Source organism: Eionea flava, assembly GCF_055393785.1.
Genome location: NZ_AP036018.1, coordinates 1,284,956 through 1,307,421 on the forward strand (window position 1 = coordinate 1,284,956; position 22,466 = coordinate 1,307,421).

General features: G+C 43.0%; 1 protein-coding gene (cut by a window edge). It reads left to right on the forward strand.

Annotated features, from left to right (window positions below; translation table 11 throughout):
* A protein-coding gene (locus tag ACZ5O6_RS05930; RefSeq protein ID WP_464283551.1) for an Ig-like domain-containing protein crosses the window boundary here: on the forward strand, nt 1–22,466 show its 5' portion. The gene runs 16,105 nt beyond the window's last position; 22,466 of the gene's 38,571 nt are visible here — the first part of the coding sequence; it begins with the start codon at nt 1–3; its stop codon lies off the right edge, out of view.

Here is a 22,466-nt window from a genome sequence, read left to right on the forward strand (position 1 = left end):
GTGTTTAGAAGATACCTTTTAGCAATAAAAGGCAGTTGTGTTAATGGCTGTCTTGCATTGATGATTTTGCTCGCCTCTGAGGCAGTGTCAGCTGTTGATATTCGTGTGGCTAATACTAGTGCATTATCTAACCCTTCTACGGTTGATTATGTAGCCTCTATTCCTGCTTGCGACCAGCTCGCTTTAATTAAAGCAGGTTCCTTATCTAGTCTGGCTTCATACACCTCCGATGATGTAAACTTCGATGTCAACGGTCACTGCTCATTAGCATTCTCTCTTGAAGGCGCTGAGCGTTTTAACCCGGTGATTATTACCGTACTGCCTGATGGCAGGGAAGATAGCTATACAGAAGCTTTTGAAGTAGAAGAGGTTCTACCAGAACTACACTTTCATTCTGTCGCCATTACCGGCGAAGAAGACAGTCAACGCTTAATAGTGAGTGTTGATGCTTCAGATAATCTAGATATTGCTTATTTAAGTTTTAATGTTGTAGGTTTAAATGCGTCGGTCTTGCGCGATACGGGTGGTGTTGTTACCGATGCTCGTTTGCGAGCATTTGCTGATACCTCAGTTGCTCAACGGCTTTACCCCTCTAGTGATACGCAAACTCGTTTTGACTTTTCATTACCATTAACCCAATTCCTAACCGCTGAAGAAATAGCATTTGATGCCATTGTGCTTGCCGATATTACGTTGGTGGATGCTTCGGGTAATCACGTCTCTCAATCGAAAGTTGCTTTTACAGGAGATTCTATTCAAGAAGAGGCTCGCGCACTTATTGTCTCTGATACGGGTATTGTGATTAATAATCCCCTACAAACCCCTGTTATTATTCCATCGGTCGAGTTCCAATTTCGAGGCTTGGTCAGCTTGCCTGGTGCGGGAAATGGTATAAGTTACACCTCTTCTCACCCTAATATTATCGGGGTAACTGCTGCAGGTACGGTCTATGCACTTGCTGAAACTTCAGCACAAGCTGTGACGGTTACAGTGAGTTACCCGGGTTTGGAAAGTGTCGTTGTACCTGTCGAAGCTGATTTTTCTAAGCAGTTAACGGGTATTGCTCTATCGGGCGTGAACTCGGGCTCCCCTCTAGAGTTGTCACGCCTTAATACTTTTTTCGATTTACCTGAAATTCAGGGGGTCTTTGACGATGGCAGTCGAACAGTTATTAGCGGCCATTGGACACCCTCAGTTGCTATTGATACCAATGCTCAAGCGTATCTTGAGCTAAACCACCTCCAGCAATTGCGCTCAAGCGTTGCTATCTCATCTGCGGCACCTGCTCAAATTACTGTGGGTCTCAAAGAGTTAGAAGGTGTCACTGCCAATTTTCCAGTAGTGGCTATGGATGGTGTGCCGAGTATTCGCTTAGATTTACCCTCTAGAGCGGTGTCTCAAAGTAGCTTGGTTTTAAAAGCAGAAGCATATGACGACGTCGGTATTAATCAGGTCCAGTTTTTGATGGATGGGGCCAGTATCGGTGCTGTTACGTCACCACCCTATGAGCTGGTAATGCCTATCTCTGAAGAGCTGGAAGGGCGCACGTTAGTATTCAGTGGTATTGCCGAAGATTCTTCAGGTCAGACAAGTTTATCTACTACGCATAAAGTTTCGGTGAGTGCGCCTGTGCAACCGCAAATTCCATCTTATGATTTTGTTTCGCCTGTGGATGGCCAGCGATTGGTTGAATCATCGCCAACACGTTTGCAAATAGAAACGTCGCTGGGTTTTTTACCGGATTCAAAAAGTTCTAGCGGTATTCAACGTGTAGAGTTTTTCTTTGATGGCACATTAATTAGCACCGCAAATTATCCTGCTATAGAAATCCGTGAGGTGGAGTTGCCCACAGGTACAGATGAGGAAATGTTTGAAGTGTGGCATGTCGAGGTTAATGCGCCGCCTATCTCCACGACTGAAACGTCGCTTGCAGTGGGCGCTAAAGTTTACGACTCCATAGGTTTTGAAAATGCGCCTGCAAGACTCATTCGTATTATTGAGAATACTCCTCCTAGAGTGTCTATTATCAATCCTGTAGAAGGGGCAATTGGTACAGTCGGCCAACAACTATCTATTGATGTTGAAATTACCGATGAATCTTTAGCTCTAGGCACTCAAGTAGAGTTGTTGCTAGATGGTGAAGTCATCGACAGTCGGCGCTTTAGTGATCCAGATGCTTTTGTTGACAGCTTTAGCACCCAGACTGAAGTAGAAACTTTCTCTTATCAAATTCTTGAAGAAGATATTGGTAGCACTTTGAAGTTTCAGGCTCGGGTGACCGACTATCATCAGGATATAAACTTATCAAGTGTCGTTAGAGTTCCGGTTAAGGCCGATCAGGCACCCACAGTTGCCATCACTAACCCCTCCGAAGGGGCTTCTTTTGTATCAGGCTTACCGATCCAACTACGTGCAGATGCAGTTGATGATATCTTAATTGACCGTGTTGACTTCTATATTAATTCCCAGCTTGTTGGCTCCGACAACAGGGCACCTTTCGCCTTTATTTACGAAACTCAGGAGAAAGTGACGATAGAACAAAAGCTACTTGTTCATGCAGTCGCTATTGACTCTTCCGGTCAAACTGCAACAAGTAATACGGTGGAGGTAATATTAGGGCAAGACGAAGAATCGCCTGTTGTTAATGTGAGTTCGCCTTTAATATCGGCGACAGATGCTGGTGACGATATATTCGGTGTGATTGAACAAAGTGAGTTCGTCTTTAAAGTTTCAGGTTTTGATAACGTCGGGGCTGATCGAGCGGAGATTCGTGGTATACGGCGCGAAGGGGCGCGTTTTGTACTCACAGGGAACGATGACGATATTTTAACCGGTGATGACTATCCTATCGAGCAGATACCAGGCGTATTAAAGGCTTACAGTGCTCTCAAGTTAGTAAGGGCGCCGGGATATGAAAGTCAAACCGTTGCAGAGTTTGATCGTTACCCGGTATCCGTATCGGTCTATGACGAAGTGGGTAATGTATCTACGCTTAATATTATCGTTGGGGTCTATGCTGATACCCCTCCTGAAATCGTTAGCGCTACAACCAACAGTGCTCTTTATTTTAACAGCGATAATGTTGATATTGATGTCTTGCTAAAAGATGATCGAGCGGTTGAGCGTGTCGAGGTATCTTATTATCTAGCAGATAACATATTGCTCTCAAAAACTTTTGATCGAACAACGGGCTTAGTACCAATGAGCACTTTGCAATTGCGTGATTCTTTGCAGTTGAGTGAACTGGCGATTGCTAATGTAGATCAGACATTATCAATGAGTATTACGGCATACGATATGCTAGGGCAGGCATCGCCTGTTTTTGAAAAAGCTATCACTATTGTTCAAGATACAGATGCACCCTTAGGCGCTATTTACGATCCAGTGCCGGGAACACGTCTTTATACTGGCGACAATACCTTCTTTAAGTTACGAGCCATTGACGAGAGCGGTATTGCTAGTGTTGATGTAACAGCTAACGGTGTTTCGGTATTTTCGAAAGCTTCTCCTGAAGATAACCCGTCTAAAAATTTAGATGACTCCTTTTTTTACCGTATTCCTGCTAACCAATCGACGATAGATTTTTCCTTAAATCTTACGGATATACATGGCAATAGTACTCGCACTAATCACCAATATGAAGTTTCTCAGGATGAAGCTCCAGTTATTTCTATTCGCCACCCAGCGGCAGGATCAAGATTTATTGAAGGTGAAAATCTCACAATAAATGCGTTAATTACCGACAATAGGCAATTACAGTCAGCAGAAATTTTTGTCGAACATGATGGACTGTCTTTGTTTAGCAAAATATTTAGTGAGAGTGAAGCTAACTTGATCATGGATCAGAAAGGCTATTTTAGTGCTAGTTTGAGAATACCTCACAAACCAGAGGCAGGTGCGGTCAATATTGGTGTTCGTGCGCAGGATAATTCGGGTTTAACAACGGAGCACTTACTTGATCTTATTATTCTAGATGACCCAGATTCTCCTGTGGTTAATTTCGAAGTGCCAGAAAATGATCTCACCTTGTTCGCAGGTGAAACGTTCGAAGTTGAAGGTATTGCGAGCGATAATATTTATATCGATACACTCACCCCTTACTTATTTACAGATGATGAAGAAATTATATTAGATTGGGTAACTCTAGGACGAGACGATCGACTCGAACAAATTCGTGTTGCCAATAAAGAATCGTTTGGGAGTGTCATTGCAGCTGAGCGTTTTTATACAGACTATGATGGCAGAATATCTCTCCCTCCAGGATTGCAGGCCCGAGCAGGTGAAACGTTTAATTTTGCAGTTAGAGCAGCCGATAGAGGCATTAATCAAAGCGAGTCCAACAGTATAAAAATCACCATTCGTGCTGACAATGAACCACCAGAAATTATCATCGAATCGCCACAAGATACATTATTCGACCGTCAACAAACGGCTTTAAAAGTTGCTATTCGCGATAGTATTGCGATAGCGTCTTATTCGATCACTCTTTTAGATACAGAATCGCAAATTTTACTTTCTGAAACGGGTCTAAACGAGAAAGAAATTAGCATTGATAACAATGAACTCATTAATTTATCTCGCTACGTGCCTGTGCCAGCAGAAGGGCTTGAATTTAATATTACGGTGTCAGCGACCGATACATCGGGCAATACAGCAACACAGACACAAAAAGTAGATGTGCAAGTCGACAATGCTCCACTTATTACTGCTGATGCATTGGTGCCTGTTGGCGATGTAACTCGTGGAGAAGTATTATTTTCTCGTATAAATGTTGAAGATGATTACGTGGAGGGAGAAAACACAGCAATAATTATTTATAGCTCTTTGTCAGGTTTAGATGATAGCTCCGTTAGAAACTTGCAGCATGAGGTAATAAACGAGAGTCAGGAAAGAGCATCCCACTATTTTAACTTTTCGTATCCAGAAACTGCAGAGCTAAGTGGTGAGCTGTCGATAAATGGAACGCCTTATTGGCAGTTCTCCGACGGTCAGTCGCAATTGATAGGATCAAAGATTGATGGCGTAAACTCTCTAGCACTGCGTGTTGACGGTCATTCAGTCACCTATATACTTGATGTGTTTTCAGATGATTTTTGCTCGCCAGCTCATCAACAGTACACAATAAATGCCGAAGATCTACAAAGCACTAACGGTGTTTTAGAAATTAACCAGTATCTACCATCGGCAGGTCGCATAACGGTTAAACCTGTAATAGATGGTCTCTCTGATGATAGACAATTCTTAAAAGATATTCATATTAGTCAGTCAGACCTCTCATCAAGGCTCTCTTTTGATGAGCAAAATATTAGCTATAATGCGCTACGCTTCGATGTGATTCAGTTACTGATTAGCGATGAAAATAGTGAGTCTGCACAGGCATTTATTAGCTTAGCACCTTCAGTTACTCTCTCGGACGAAAGTGTTACTTTTAACCATTTTTATCCATCACTGACTTTCCCTACTATCGATAATATTGCTATTTATGGATCAGCCAGTGACCGTTTTTCAGCTGAGAGAGGCCCCCAGCCATTTAATAAACTGAGCCAGCATGAATTAATTATTGATGAAGCTGACCCGTTGGTCATGGTTAGCCAGCCTGTTGACAGTCGTATTGTCGTCCCTGGCGAAACGATTGAAATAAAAGTACGCGCTACGGATAACACTAAAGCAGTCAAAGAATTACGGTTGTACGACAACCGTGGTTTGGTCGCTGAAATTACAGGGGGATATCAAAAAGACGATGAATATACCCTACACTATAGTGTTCCACTAGAACAGATTGCGGGAGATATTAACTTATCCCTTGTAGCAGAGGACTTTTCGGGCCGCAGTTCTGCAGTAAGAGTCAGATTACCTATAGATCCCAATCAAGAACCCCAATTATCATTTAATAGTTTCTCTAGCTATAACGTAAACGGGGTTTATCAAAAAGTTATCGATGAGCCAGAGCGTATTAATTACGGTGAATTTTGGGTTAGAGTTGGTGAGACATTTAAATTAAGTTCACAACTAGCAGACGATGCATCTTTAACGCGCTATCAAGTACGCCGCCTCAATCGTGACGGCTCAGTCTTTGTCGAGTACGAAAAAAATTATCAAACTAGCTGCCCAATTTTACCGATCAAAAATGTGAGCAAAGAAGATACAGAAATTGTATTTAATCAAATAGAACCCACAGAGTACGAAGTCGTCGTCGATGACAATACTGGTCAGCAAACGGTTAGGCGTTTTCTCGTTCATCCCTTAGCAAATGTGGCACCTGAAATTAGAGTGACAACACCTGCTCAAGATCAACTTATCGTAGCAGGTACTTTTAGTATAGAAGTGGGAGTTTTGGCTGCAGATGATCGTCAGTTATCAAAAGACACCATTAAATTATTTGCTAATGGTGTAGAGCTTCGTGTCTCTAATCAGGCATCCCAGCAGCAAACCGGTGATGCCTCTTATAATCGCGCGCTAGACTCTATCTATGATGCCTTCGAAGAAAAATATTCTGTTGATATTGCCAATGATTATGGGCGTAGCACGAGTGAAAATTTACTGGGTAGGGTCGCTACTTATACTATCCCCAGCGGCTTAATTAAATTTAATGAAACGGTCACTCTAAATGCACAAATTATCGATTCTGATGGCGCTATTGCGAGTCATGAAATAACTTTTATTGGTGCCGCAGACGAAATTAATCCAGAAATTGCGCTAATTAGCCCTACGGTTGGGTATGGCCCCCCAGAATTCTCTGATTTTACGGTTGGCTATCGTGCATATGACAATGTAAAGGTCAATGAATTAGAGCTTTATACGACTTATGGTGCACAGTTGAATGATGGCAGTTATCAACAGTTAGCCTATGGTGTACCTATCAGAACAATCAACAGTATTAACGATGTTGACCATGAACCGATTACTACCAACAATATTGATACGCTTATTTATAATCAAACACTGCATGTTGATCGCCTGACCGAAATTGCTAATCGTTTTGCAGATTTACCGGTAGATCAAGTTCAACGCTATGATGTTTGGGTACGTATGTTGGCACGTGATACATCGGGTAACGATCGTGTTCGTGATATGAGTTTTCCCGTACGTATTGATGAGCGTCCGGTCGTTGATATTGTTTCACCTGTAGATGGTGGTCGAGAGGTCGAACAAACGAATTTATTGGTCAATGTTAATGCTTATGATGATGTAGGAATTGACTCCCTACGTTTAACCGCAAGTGCTGGCACTATCGGTAGCGAGGTAGAAATTCATAATCTGTTATTGCGACAGCCGCCTTACAATTTTAGCATTCGCTTACCCGCATTCAATCATGAAGATTCTAGCCAAAACCGGGTTGTTCTCAATGTAGAAGCAATAGATAGTTATGGTGCTGCATTTGGTGATTTAGACCAACATCGGGCATTAGAAACTATTGTTATAGAAATTATCGAAGATGTACCACCAGAAGTTGTTATTGCTACACCAATTGATGGTGAAACCATAACTGAGGGTGAATTTTTATTGGTACAAGTCAATGCTATTGATGATGTAGGCATCGACAATGTAACGCTTACTGCAGACAACTTGGTTACTGGTAATCAAGTCTTAACTGATGTGAATTTTCCTTACGAATTTTTCATCGAAATCCCTTACGGCCAAGCAGGCAAGCCAATAACTTTTAGTGCGACAGTAACTGAACAGCGTGCAACCGGAACAAAGCGCACGGTTTCCTCGACGCAAAATGTAACGGTCGTCGTTAATAAAGACGTCGATGCGCCTGAAATTAGTATTAGTTTACCGGCAGCAACCGGATCTACTGTCGCAGAAAAACGCAGCCTGCCATATCAAATGGAAGTCAGAGACAATGTAAGAGTCTCTACCGTCAGAGTGGCTCTTTATGTTGACACCGACCTCAATGGTAGTTTCGATGATAGTGAAAAGGTGCGCGAGCAACTGCTATTAACTGGTCCCTATTTCGGGAGCATTTCGGTTGACTCTATTGCCGCCTACCTAGATCGACTAGATAACCTACCTCAGCAGTTAGATATGCAACTGCGTATCACGGCACAAGATGGTGCAGGTAACCAAACAATAGAACTGCGCCCCGTAACGCTAGTGAAAAACTCACCACCAGAAGTCACCGCTATTCGTTTTCTTGATGAACGTGGCAATAATTTTGGTGCCATTACGGAAATTACCGAAGGGCGCGAGTTTGTAGTAAGTGTGACAGCCAGCGACCCAGAAATCGGTGTTGATAGTGTCACCTTGTATCAAGCATCAGGCAACGAAGATGATTTAAGCTATAAAGTCCTCTCGACTGACGGTGCAGCTCCGTTCCAATTCAATATTAAAGCACCCATTGGGCAAGTAGGGCAGGCATTAGCTTTCCGTGCTACGGCAAAAGACATTGATGGCAATGAATCTGAGCTTTCCACAGCAAGAATAGTTACGGTAACTGCAGACGAAGCACCTATCGCTCAGATCTTAACTCCAGTGAATGGCGCTGTTGTGATTGATGGGCAAGCAATAGAGGTGAATGTTGAAGCCTTGGATGATCTCGGTGTTAATGGCATTGATCGTGTAGTATTTTATTTGAATGATAAGCCGGTATTCACCGCTTATCAAAATGCACTGACCAATAATAATATCAGTAGTGGCGACAACTTTTACCAAGCAATCATTGAACCTCCGTTAGGTGTTGATGGCTTTGCGCTACAGGCTGTTGCTTACGATGTGTTAGATCAACCCGGTCGAACACAGGTGGTTAATGTTGGTCGTATTGATGACACTGTTGCACCTAAACTTTCTGTATTAGAGCCATTCAATAAAAGTATTCTTACCACCGGAGAACAAACAGTTGCCGCGGTTAGCGTGACTGATATTGGTGTTGAAGCTGAACGCCAAGTTTATATGGTATGGACTCGTGAGTATCTTGACAGTACTGGGCAATGGCAAACGCTTGATACTCGAGAAATAGAATTATTTCGCGATGATAGTGAAAGTGATCGACCGAATATTCCCGTCAGTGATCAAGATAATTTCTATTTCGTTTATTGGGCACGCTTTGCTGAGGGTAATATTCTTCGCCGTGGGGCAAATGACATTGAGCGCGTACGTATAGAAACGCGTGTAGAAACACCTAACCATACGGTGAACGAAACGACAGTATATGAAGTCGGCATGCCGATTTCTGAGCGTCGTTTCCTAGCTCCTGCCACAGGGGGGGCGCGTGAAACAATTATGCGCGAGGCGTATTTCTCATCAGTCGACCAATTCATTAGCCCTGATCGTGAAGGCGCAATGGTTGCTGCTTGGTCTACTTATGATCCGATTAATTACGAGACCCCCTTCGATACTAACCAGCCTCCCGCTCAAAATTATGCTTGTAAAATGTGCACTGGTTTGTTTTTAGCGGATATTGCTGATGAACAAATTGACAATGGTGATGTACTTATTCGTTCCGATTTATTGATCGGCGCAAGTGAGATTTTTGCTGGAACCATTTCAGAGATTCATGCAGACGAGAATTTTGTACTTGCAGCAAAGAGTGGTGTCCTCGATTCCGTTGGTTCGAGTAATAATATTTCAGCAGCTTTTGTTAACGCTATGGAAGGGGAAATTAACAGGAACCCAGATACGGGTAAAACCTACTACGAAAATACCGGTGCTGAATTACTGATTTTTTCTACTCAAAATGGGGATGATCAATTTGGTGTACCTTACTTGCTCGCGGGTAGGATTGATTTGCCATTTGTTGAGGCGTATGGCTTAGACCGGGAAGATGATTTAGTACTTGTCGCTAACGGTAATGGTGGTGTTCAAATATTTGATATTTCAAATACAACCAGTCCTTACAAAGTAGGTTTTATTAAGCCCAATGGTTATGCACGAGATGTAAAAGTTAGTGGAAATTACGCTTATATCGCAGCTTCTAACGAAGGTGTTGTCGTCGTCGATATCACTGACCCTAATTTACCGATTGTTGATACTCTGGATACATTAGGTCTCGCTAACCGTTTGCACATTGAAGGTAATACTTTATATGTAACGGACATGGCCGGTAGCGGACAGGTATCGCAGCTAAATATTATTAATATTAGTGACCCCAATAATATTCGACTTATGCGCACGGTAGCCATTGAACCTGCACGAGAAGATTACGTTAGCGATGGCGTTTACGATATTGCTATTGCAGGTAATAAGGCTTACCTCAGTGTTTTTTATTCAGATCAAGAAGATCAACAAGTACAAACTGTCGTTGAAATTCTCGATCTTGAAAAAGTAGGGGAGACTAATGTCGATGCCACGATCCCTGCTGTCATTAATCGCAACGCATCGAAAGACAATTTTGCTGTACGCGATTTGGTGCTATCGCGCGGAGCCATTCAAGCGGCTGCAGGAAAGTCAGGCATTAGTCGTATTGAATTTACCGAACTTGCCGTGGTAGACCATACTCCAATAAGAGACCAGCTTTACGTTAGCACATCACTAGAAAATATTAGAATAGAGTTGTCAGCAGTATTGCCGAGTAGTGTTAACCCCGCTAACTTTGTTGATGTTTACGAAGGCGCTGTTATTGCGGACGGTGAGGGCAACTATGCTCTTGGTGAGAAAATAACAGAACAGTTTTCAATAGGCTTTGCCGACAGAGATGGCGAGCCGGCTTACCGCTTTATTGAGTTAACAACTGACGAGGCATTACGAAAAGATTACGAGTATGTTGTCGTTGTTAAAGCAGGCCTTGAACCGCTAGCAGGCAATGCATTAGCAAGAGATTACCATTTTTCCTTTTTTACCTCACCGGCAGGCCAGTTGCCATTGCCAGATATTATTGCTCTAAGTCCAGACTCCGGTTCCATTCAAGGTGGACAAACAATTGTTGTCGAAGGCTATCATTTTGGTGAATCACCTGAACTGCAGTTAGGTGGCTTTTCTCTGGTGATTGAAAGTTACGAACCTGCGCAAATCGAGTCTGAACTAGATCGTATTACCGCAACCACAATTCCTAATGTGGCGGGACCAGCAGCTGTTAAGGTATTAACCGATACAGGGCTTGAAGATACCGTGATAGGTGCGTACACCTATCTCGATCTTTTACAAATCTCATTTATCAATCCATCCGTTGTCGATATTAGCCAAGTTGGTGTGAACGACCGTGTAGAAATCATCGGCTACGGATTTAATCAAGATATACAACTGCGTACTTATCCTGAGGGACAGCCTGAGCGTGCTGTCGTTGATACGGTTGATCAAGATCGCCTAAATGTTAATAGTGCTCAGTCTGTGACATGGGTTGTACCAGACTTAGGTAACGATTATCGAGGCTTCGTCGATATAGAAATTACTGATAATCAAGGGCGTTTTTATTATGCTCCCAAAGCTATTTTTTACGGTAAATTATCCGTTAATGCGACGATTGATTTAGAGGAAGCGTTTAGCCCCGGTCAAATTCAGCAAGAATTATCTCTAGTTGAGTTAGGGCTGTCGTCTATTAGCCGTGACCCATCAAAGTTACCGGCAGGCCAGTTAGTCAGCGTTGCTGTAGACAGCAACTTGGAAATTATCTATGCCCTTGGGCGTGGCAGTGGCTTGAGTGGATTTTATCCCAGCGAAATTTTAAATCAGGAAGAATTTAGAAACTTTGTTACACCTAGCTGGCTGGAGCTGATTGCCTATAATAGAGGAGCCTTAGAGAATGCCGCTCCAATGGTTGGCTTGGGTTATTTTGATCTACCACAAGACCTCAATGCTGCTGGATTAGTGCTAGGAAATAAGCATCTCTATGTTACGGCTAGAGGCATGCATTTTCCACATATCAATACGCCTTACGAAGACCAAACCTGGTTGTTAGTTTATGACCGCGAAGATAGATTACCGGGTTCTCAAACGAATGACCCTGATAGCGCGAAGGATCGAGACGTACTTTACAGCCTCCCCATTCCGTTAGCGCAGCCGCCGAGTGAAATTTTAAGTAAAGATAAGCTATTGATCGCGAATGGCGGCAGCGAAGGTATATTAGTCGTAAGTATTGCGGACCCGCTAAAACCTGTTGTTGTTCGCAAAATTACACAGTTCAGTGATAACGGTGTATTAGACGCTATAAATGCAAACTCTATGAGTATAGAGGGCCAATATTTATCCCTTGCTAATAATATAAGCCTGGGTTTCGGTAGAGTTAAGAGCGTACGAGCGATTTTTGATTTGAGCTTGCCGGGCTTACCGCAAATTAATGATCATATTTTGCCAGCAGGCGCGTCATTACTTACGGGTATTAGCACGCGTAACAGCACGGCATTTTATAGTGGTGGAGTGAATGTATTAGATGATAGTAATATTCAGTCACCGCGGTTAATAGCCAATTACCAATCTAACGGTTTCAGTCTTCCGGGCAATCCTTATCGCCTGCTCAGTAAAACCTCCATTGCTGCTAACTTGAATTGCGTCGAAAAATCTAAAAGTACAAGTTGCATTGATCTTTATTTGAATGTTTTCGATACTAGTCGTGATGACAATGTGAATGTTAAAGACTCCTCACTAATCATGCAGACAGAGGAATTATTCAATCAGTATGAAGGCTACAGTCTTGATACTTGGCCAATGGCCTTCAGTGATGATGGCATAGTGGTAACTCGCGCTGTGAGTGAAAAAGAAACGAGTAATGTTTGGTCATTAAATATTATTGACACCTTCATTCTTGATTTAGTTGACAGTTATCCCACTCAAAACCAACAAGGCGTTAGTCTCGATGATGCTATAGAGCTTTATTTTAATCGTACGGTGAATATTCCTGACGGGCAAACTGCCTCTGAATATTTATCTCGATACCTTGCATTAATTTATGATAACGGGACGGAATCAGGTGAACTGATCGACTTCAGCGTTGAGGTTGATAGCAATAACTCTCGTTTAGTTCGCCTAACGCCTAACGGTGATCTGCAGTCAGATAGTCAGTACCGTGTTGAGATGCTTAGCGAGCCTAGTGACGGCGGTCGCAGAGCAACCGGTCTTTTTGATTACGAACTGACATTCTCTACCAGTTCTGGTTTAGGTTCACAGCCTGAGATTGCTGATATTAGCCCTGCTATAGTGGGTATACAAGGCGGCATGACAGCGGTCACTCTGCGTCACTCTAGTAATCCAAGCTTCTTTGTTTCTAATGCCATCGCAGCCGTGATTAGGCAGCAAGATCTTGGCAATGGCTTGGTTGAATATCAACTACAGCTGCCAGAAGGACTTGCCGGGCCGGCTAGCTTATTAGTAAGGGAAGCCGATGGCCGACTTGTTCAAGAGCTAGGTTCTTTACAGTACATAGAACCTTTGGTGGTTAATTCATTAGTGCCTACAGAAGGCTCAGTCGTTGGCGGAACACGATTAACGATTTCTGGTCGCGGTTTTCAAGGTGGTGATGGTATTACACGGGTGTTTGTTGGCAACATCGAAGTGCCGACAGCTAGTATTAAAATTATTGATTCAGAAACGATGGAGGTTACTACTCCGCCAGGGCAGCTAGGCCTAACAGATCTACGTATTGCTACACCAGGTCAAGAACAATTAATAGAAGATGCATTTACTTACTTACAACCGGTTAAAAGTAATATTACTTCTGGCAAAGCTGATCGTTTTTACGACATAGCCGTTGATCCAACAGGCACTTATGCTGTAGCAGCCGCAGGCAATGGTGGCGTCATTATTTACAATATTGATTCATCGACGTTTACTGCAGATGTCAATGATGTTACCAACGCAGATGAGTTACGCGAGTTTATTGATAAAGATGGCGATGGTAGAGATGACCGCATCGTTACTCGAATAGTATTGCCATCTAATTATGCAGCGTTAGGGGTCGACCTATTTTTTGAACGCAATAATGATCGAATTTTTGTCACTGCAGCAAAAATTGGAGCGCGACCAAGCGAAGCTGCTTTATTCATCTATTCGGTGGATAGTGACGATATAAGTAGCGCTTCTCTCGTTAACTCTATGCAATTGAATGCAGCCTTTGCTAAAGGTTTGGATGTCGAAAATAATCAAGCGGCAATTGCTATGGGTGAACGCGGCATTGGTTTTGTCGATGCTTATCTGCACAGTAAATTATATTTATCGGGTTACTTAACGCTTCCCAATGAAAAACCTGCTTTAGATATTACAAAGCTCGCTGTCGAAGCTGGCGCACCTTCATTTTATGCTGTTGTTGCGGGTGAATTTGATTTTCAGAATAATTTGCTAGTCGATCAAGAAGTCGTTGGCGGCGGAGGTTTCTATATAGTAGAGCGAACCTCTCAAGAAGGGTTGTCAATCGCATCATCACTTGATATTCCTGCTAGCAAAGTATTACTCAGCGAGACAAGCTATGCCTCTCCTATTAGTCAAGAAGCATATTTGGCGGCAGGAGAGCAAGGGGTAGTCATTGTTGATATTAGTGATGTTTATAATCCAAAAGTGATACGCCGCATTGCTGGTTATGCTTATGATATTTCTATTAAAGGCAGTATTCTTTATGTTGCTCGCGGTGAATCGGGTATCGCCAGTTATGACATTACCGACCCTACATCTCCTGAGTTTGTCGATAGTTACGAAGCCTATAATGGCAACGATATACGAGCGGTATTAGCGACGCCATATTCTGCTATCGGTGCTGGTTTTACGAATCTTGGTGAAGGTGTTCTCCAAGAAACACCCGATGCGGTATTGAAGCTTCATACTGTTGATCCTACTAACGGTATTTTAGACGAAGACACCGATGGTGCTACAAAAGTTCGTCTGCGCTTTAATAAAGCCATAGATCTATTCCCTGAAAACAAAGGTTATTTCACTATCACCGATGCTAACGGCACGGTGATCCCGACACGTGTAGATATTATCAACAATGACGCCTTGCTTTACATAGACAATATAACCGACTTAGCGGTTAATGACGTGCTGACAGTGGAAGCTCTAGAAGGTGTTGTTGCGAGTAAACCGGTGTTGCAAGATGGTAAGCAAATCAATATTGAGCTGTATCGCCTCAATAGCACTCAGAAAATAGAACTGGTTTATCGAGGGGCTCGCCCAGAGACCATTGGTATTGATGCCGTTGTTCCGCGTCGTTTACCTGTTAACACTCAAGAGCTATTAACTATTTCAATGCTGGGTGTTCCAGATGATGCCAGTCGCATAAAAATCTTTATCGGCGACCAAGAAGCACAGATTAGTGATATCGAGCAAAACTCAGAAGATGAACGCTTAGGTATTGTTAAAGTAATTTCTCCAGCGATTGCGACTAAAGGTCAATACGATGTAACTGCCTTAGTTGAAAAGAATGGTCTTTGGGAAAGTGTGGGACTTTATGGCGGCGTACAAGTCGATGCGCCTATAGTATTTACCTCGATCTCTCCACAGTGGGGGCCACTTGCCGGTAATACAAAAGTGCGTATTATCGGAGAAGGATTTGAGCCTGGTAATACCGTAATGGACGGGCTAACTATTGAGATTGGCTCTCAACCGGTGCGCGACATTACCGTATTGTCTAGTACAGAAATCGATGTTACTACTCCTCGTGGCATTAGCGGTAAGAATAATGTCTATGGTCAAGATCGCTATGGCAATACCACTTCATTAGAAGGCGATAAGGGCTTTGGTTATGGTATTGTCCAGCTAGCTAATATACGTGCTGAGCTGGTTGACCCCTTAGATGTTATCGTTGATCAAGAATCTGGGGTTGCGGCACTCTCTACAGGTTATTTCCGAAACTTTGCTTTCGATGATGTATTAAGAGGTGAATACCTTAATGAAAGCCTATTTGCAGCCAGTGTTGATGTGCAAAACCCTGACTCACTATTACTTGTCGGAGGTGTTCCTACCTTGCCAAGTGGAGCTAGGGGCCAAGAAGATATCAGTCGATATGAAACAACTGCAGCGTTAGAGACGAAACAGCTTCTTCAATCACTCGGCCTAATAGGTGTCGAGGGTGTAATTCCGAGCCCTCTAACTCCTCAAGAAGAGCAAGAGCTTGATCGCCTAGGAGATACGACGTTACCGTTTTCTGTTGATTCTATCCGTTTGCAGGCGACTGTTGACGAAGAAGAGGGGGTTCAACGTAAACGCCTTTATGTTGCAGCCGGTGAAGCCGGTGTGGCACGTTTAAATTTTGATGAACAAAATGGGCTTCAAGTATTGGATGTGGTGCCTGCTAGTAGCAACGTAAGAGATATTCAAAAAATAGGTTATAGCTTATTTGCATCTACTGCTGCTAGCCCCTTGGCAATGCCCCCTAACGGTTGTGGAAGTGCAACGGGGGTTGCACAAAGTTACGGTTTTACTACTTATAGTTATGCGAATCATAATGATGCAGTAGAACTCAGCCATACATTACCGTTACCTGGCGGCGATATCATTCATTATGATAATAACGGCTGGTTATTTAACGGTGGTACTGCTGGTGCGGCTATATGGGGCCCTTGCCCTCCTAGCTGGAAGAGTGAAACAGCCGCGGAAGCATTTGAAGGCGATAGTGGCAACATTGAAGTTGTTAACATTTTCGATCCTCTGCTAATAGAGAGTTATCACTTTGCCTCTAATGTCTTTGACGTGGCGACCTATGGTGATTACTTGATTGCTGCACTAGGCAACCAAGGTGTCGAGATCATTCATCGCAATAATACAGACCAGCGGATTACAGTCGATTTAGATCGCTTACAAGAGCAAGCGGCCAGTGCTAGACGCTTAAAAGTAGTGGGGAATCTACTCTTTGTTGCTGCTATGAACAGTGGTGTCATCGTTCTTGATATAGCAGAACCACTATCACCGAAAATTGTTTCGGCGGGCAATGACGAAACCGTTAACTCTTTGGATATCTATCGTGATCGTTTAATTGTTAGCGCAGGACTTTCGGGTATTCGCACCTTGCAAATACCGTCAGCGATTGTTTTCTCGACATCCGTAGGAGAAGGGGAGTATTTAGCCGCTGCAGAAAATTATAGCCTGCAATTTAATGAGGCCATTGCTGTTGACTCTATTCAGCAAGCAGATGCTGTTCGTGTCGTGCGTGTCGACACCAACGAAGATATACCGGTCAGCATTATTCCGGTTAATCAAACAGACAGTAGTGCGCGAGAATTTGTCTTCGATTTTGTTAGAGAGTCAGACGTTAGTTATCGTGTGTCTGTCGATAATGTGCGCAATTTACGAGGTACTAATCAGTGGGCGCCATTTGTACAAACATTTATACAAGCTGCTTCTGATGCGTTGCGGCCGGTCGTTACAGATATCGACAATAATTTATATCACCGTGGTAGTCAGCCAGTAATCGCCATCAAGGGTGAAAACTTTCGTCCAGAAATGACACTTCTCGTTGACGCTTACCCTGTCACGTTCAACTGGATCAATGACGATCTCATCGAAATTCCTGAGTCTGCCTTAGATCTTTTGCCTCTTGGTATTGGACAGCATCATATTCGTTTACAAGACCAGGGCCTAGAACTGCAATTACCCGGTGCCATTGTTATCGCAGATGAAGTACGTAATATTGAATTTAGTCTGCAACACGATGCGGTGAATATAAAAGGGGGTTACGACACCACTATTACCGCTTCTAAAGAAGTTTTGTTGCCCGGAACAAAAGTTATTATGCGCTCTGTCTCGGGTCGTGAAATCCGTTCCGAGATTAATAATAACGGGTTTGATATCGTCGATTTACGTGATGATGTTGAAACAATGTCAGTCTTTAAGTTCCGTATCCCGGGCGTCTTAGTTCCTGAACGTTACCAAGTTTACTTGCTGATAGCAGGTCAAGAGGTCTTGGCCGGTGAGCTTGTTTATGTCTTGGAGAATGGCCTCGGTTTTGAGTTGCCTAACTATCCACCACATCAACTAGGTGCTGCTGTAACAGTAAATGACACATTATTTGCGGGTATTAAAGCGGGTGCAGAACCTACGGATGAAAATCGTTTCTTAATGCCTTACGGTTTAGAAATTTATGACATCGGTATATGGGAAAACCCTATCAGGGTCAGTCAGTTAGTTTCCGATCAGCCGATCACCGGTATTGCTGTTGTTGACAATACTGCATATTTGGCCAATGGCGAAAATGGCTTGGCGATTGTGAACGTGACGGATCTAGCACAACCTCTGCTAGTAAGTGACCGTCCTATTCCTGGGCACAATGCAACAGATGTCGCTTATGATGTGCAAACGAACATACTTGCCATGTCTGCTGCTGATGATTTAGGTAGTGGTTTTATTCGTTTTTATAATTTACAAGATGACGAGTTATTTCCGCCCGTGGGTTATGGCCAAATTATCTTTGGTGAGGGAGATTTACTAGGGCAGCCAGTTGACATTCAGTGGTTAAATGGCCAACTCTATGTGCTACTAAAACGTAATAATGAACTGCATATGGTCATCTTTGATAGCCTACCTGATGCCAGCCGTTATACCTCAAAAATCGTTGAGCGGGGCATTGTTGATAATATCGCAGATGCTTCCATGCAAGTTCAATATGGTCAGATAACCATCACAACTCGTGATGAAATGTTGGTCTTACAACAATCCGGCGACGGTTTTGAGACTCATTATTGGAATGACATCAAAAATTCTGGGGCAGAATTAGCCAACAATGTTGGCGGTATTTTCATCGCCGATAGCAATGGTTTAGTAAACACTGCAAGTCCATCATTGGTTATTAGTGATATTTCACCCTCTGCAGGTTCGACTGTGGCAGATAATGAAGTGATCCGTATTCAATTCAACGATTTGATTAATACAGATCCCACTGTTGTTTCTAGCGCTATTATTCTACGCCAAGCGAATAGTGAGTTATTGCCAGCAATCGCCTATGAACTCAATGCTATTAACACCTTAGCCGGTGCTTATATTGATATCCGATTGACCGACGCTAATACTTATCACGGTGATGTATCGCTAGAAGTGACCACAGGGGTTCGTGCTCTGTCAGCATCTCCGTTACTTAGCAGCACACTTCTTAACTACGAATTAGTTGAAGGTGACCGTCCGATTATTCAGCGGGTAAGTCGTTTAACGGATGGTGAAGCAGGACAGCACTATTTTCATGGGAATGATTCAGAAACGGCTGTTCTAGAGGGAGAGTATTTTGGTAGTGATTTATCTGAAATTCAAATCGCTATTGGTGAAACAGTGGTACCTGCCAGTTCAATTAGGCAATTGACAGATACGACGATTGAATTTTCCATGCCTAATTTATTTTTGGCCAATGCGGTGACCAGTTTACCCGTCACTGTCTCGCGCAATGGCGTGGCAGCTACTAAACATGGTGCTGTTGTTATTTTGCCGGAAGTCAAAGTAGGGGATATAAGCCCTATCAGCGGTCCACCGCAGGGTGGTAATACTTTAAGTATATTTGGTAGTGGGTTTAATCACTCGAGCATAGTGAAAGTAGGAAATACCATTGCCGGTGACCTGCGTGTTATCAATAGTGGGTATATTCAAGTCAGAGTTCCATCGGGCAGTTTTGGTTATGCACCGGTCACCGTAGAAAATAAACAGTTTATAGGTGAGCAGTCGCAGTCAACTGTCGATTATTTCTACTCGGGTAACCCAACTGGCACGGTTGACTTAGATCCGAGTAAACCTAGCCCTGTTTCTGCGATTCATCTAGGTGAGCAGATTATTTATGCCGTTACCGGCGGTAGCTATGAGGTGATTGATGCATCCTCTGGAAAAGTAGAACGTATTCTTCGCTCTAATGTCGCACGTCTCGTTGTCGCTGATGTGTCTGACCCTGTACGCCCACAAATTATTGAAAAAGAGTTTGCAGAAGAAACATTCCCTTATCATATCGATGTGACTGGAGGGCTATCGCCTGAGGGCTTCGTTGACTTAGTAGGTAATGACACTAACTTATTTACTGCTGGTGGTAATAGTTTGTATCACTTTGATACTACATTACCTGCGGCTCCGGAGCTGTTGAACACCATTCAACTAGAGGGAAGTGCTAGGAGTTTGGCGCTGGACCAAAATATATTATTTGTTTCAGATAGCCGCGGCATTCATATTTATGAGCTAACGTTGCACCGTACCATTCGTTTGCTAAAAACACTTAGCGTGACTGAGCTTAGGGGTTCTACGTCATCTATTTATCTCGACGGCAACAGCCTTTGGGCTGCAATGCCAAACTCCAGACGCATTATTGAAATTGAGCTAATGTCTGGTGCTTACAATATCGTCCGCGATATTCCGGTAGTAACACTAGCGGGGCAACGTGTCAGACCACGCAATGTGATAGTACAAGATAATTTACTCATGGTTGCGACGGGTAATCTGGGTACAGTTGAACTATTTGTACTCGATGATGAATCCGCCACTCCAGTAGCGACTCTAAATCTTGCCTATCTGGTACGCGACGGCGACCTTTATGCCGGTCAAATGGAGATACGAGGCCAGACGTTATATGTTGCTAGTGGGCAAGGTGATCTACAGCTATTTAATATTTCTCCTTGGCTGGAAGGGCGTTACAATCAAGCGATTGATTTAAGTTATTACTTCTCTGTACTAGGCAATGCACAAACGTTTGCCTTCCATCCGCGAGCTATTTATATCGGTAGTGCCTTTCCTTATTCTGGCAATGAACCTACAGAAAACCCGGTTGCCAATATTAATACAATTAATCAGCTAGGTGGACGCTTAAATACAGTTGTCAATGACTTACTAACGATCGTTGAACAAGTACCTCAAGCAGAGCAAGCATTATCTATTAGCGAAGATGTAGAGTTGCAATTTAATCGCCATCTGGATTTTGCACAAATTCGTGACAATGGTGAAGACCTTCTGGAAGTCACTCTTAACGGTGCAAAAGTTGAAGGTTTTGTTGCGCTAGAAACAAATCAGAGCGGATCTCGTTTGTATTTTAGGCCCACAAGTCCATTAGAAAATGGGCAGAGATATCGTGTTACTTTATCTGGTGCAGTTAGAGATAATCAAGGTGCTGTACTGGGAGATAACTTCAGTTTCCGATTTGTGGCCACAAGCGAAACTGTACCGGTTATTGAGGCTTTACGCCCCGCATTTGCCAGCTGGCGTGGAGGTGATCGCGTCACACTAACCGGTGAAAATTTTGATACAGATACCCAAGTTATATTAGGTGGGCAAGCGATAAGCCCAACGGATATTACCGCAGTCACAGATACAGAAATTAGCTTCCGCCTACCAGCACTGCTAGCGTCTCCTGCTGATAATTTATTAGTCGGATTAGCAGTAAACAATGGCCCGCTATCAACTAGTCAAAGAGCGGCTTTCTCTTATATTGCCGACCCTCAAATTGTATCTGCTGGCGCTTACAATTTCGCTCAAAGCACATTAGATAATACGGTTACCCGCTTTGCTTATAACAATCAAGATTATGTTGCACTTGATGGTGTTGGGTTTAGCGATTTAACCAAAGTAACGGTTAATGGTTTACTGGCTGATGAAGTTACGTTAGAAACCCCTAACCTTATTAGCTTCCGGTTACCACGGGATACGCTAGGTGAAGTACGTGTTGGTGTGAGTAATTTATCTAATGAACAAGACTTATTTATTAATACAGATATTAATATCGAGTTGGCTTCTAATCTAAGAGTGTCTGATGTTGAAAATATTTACCGTCACAACAATTTACTACTGCTAGTAAAGAATAAGCTCGGTTTCGCTGAAGGAAATAGTGTGGCATGGCGCCTAACGACGACAGCGGAGTCAGATATTCCACAAACACTTTCGACAGGTTCGCTAAAAGGCTCGTTGGTGGATGCTACTGTTTCTGATGATTATATGGCCATCATTACAAGAGTAGATGAAAGCACACGGCAACTTTATGTCTACGATATCAGTAATGTTTATGCGCCAGAGTTAATCAATCACGTTCTTAACCCTGAAAGCTTGCCATTAACAAATTTACATCTTATTGATGACAGTTTGCTCGCATCATCTGGCAATCAATTATTTAGCATGTATGTACGTGGAAACAATATCGAGACTCACAATCTTGCTAGTGATGTATTGGCAGTAGGCTATGATGCTGAGGGTGTTTATGTCCTATACGATACGCTCTTAAATTATCGCCCAGTGAATGATTTAGATGAGATTACCAGCAGTTACACACATACGGTTGCTAACGCGCAATCACTATTGATAAACCAGCAGCGAATGGCCATTCGCTCGGCTCAAGAAATTGAATTGCTCAATAGTGTTAATTTAAAAGCCCAGCGTACTAATGTGTTGATTGCTAAAGCGTTTGTGAATCATAATTCAGCAGTAATGAACGGTGAGTTAATCGCACTGCGTGGAAATGAAAATGGGTATCGCATTTATGATATGAACCCTAGAGGGCAGGAATTAACACTCCAGCATTTAGGTGATGTGAAAACACAGGGTGGCAATGCTATTACATCTTTTGCTTTCCAAAACGATCTATTGGAATGGGCAGAAGGCAATAGTTATCTTAATGTTCGTTTACCGTTTAATAATATTTGGCGCTTAAACCCAGAAAAAATTGC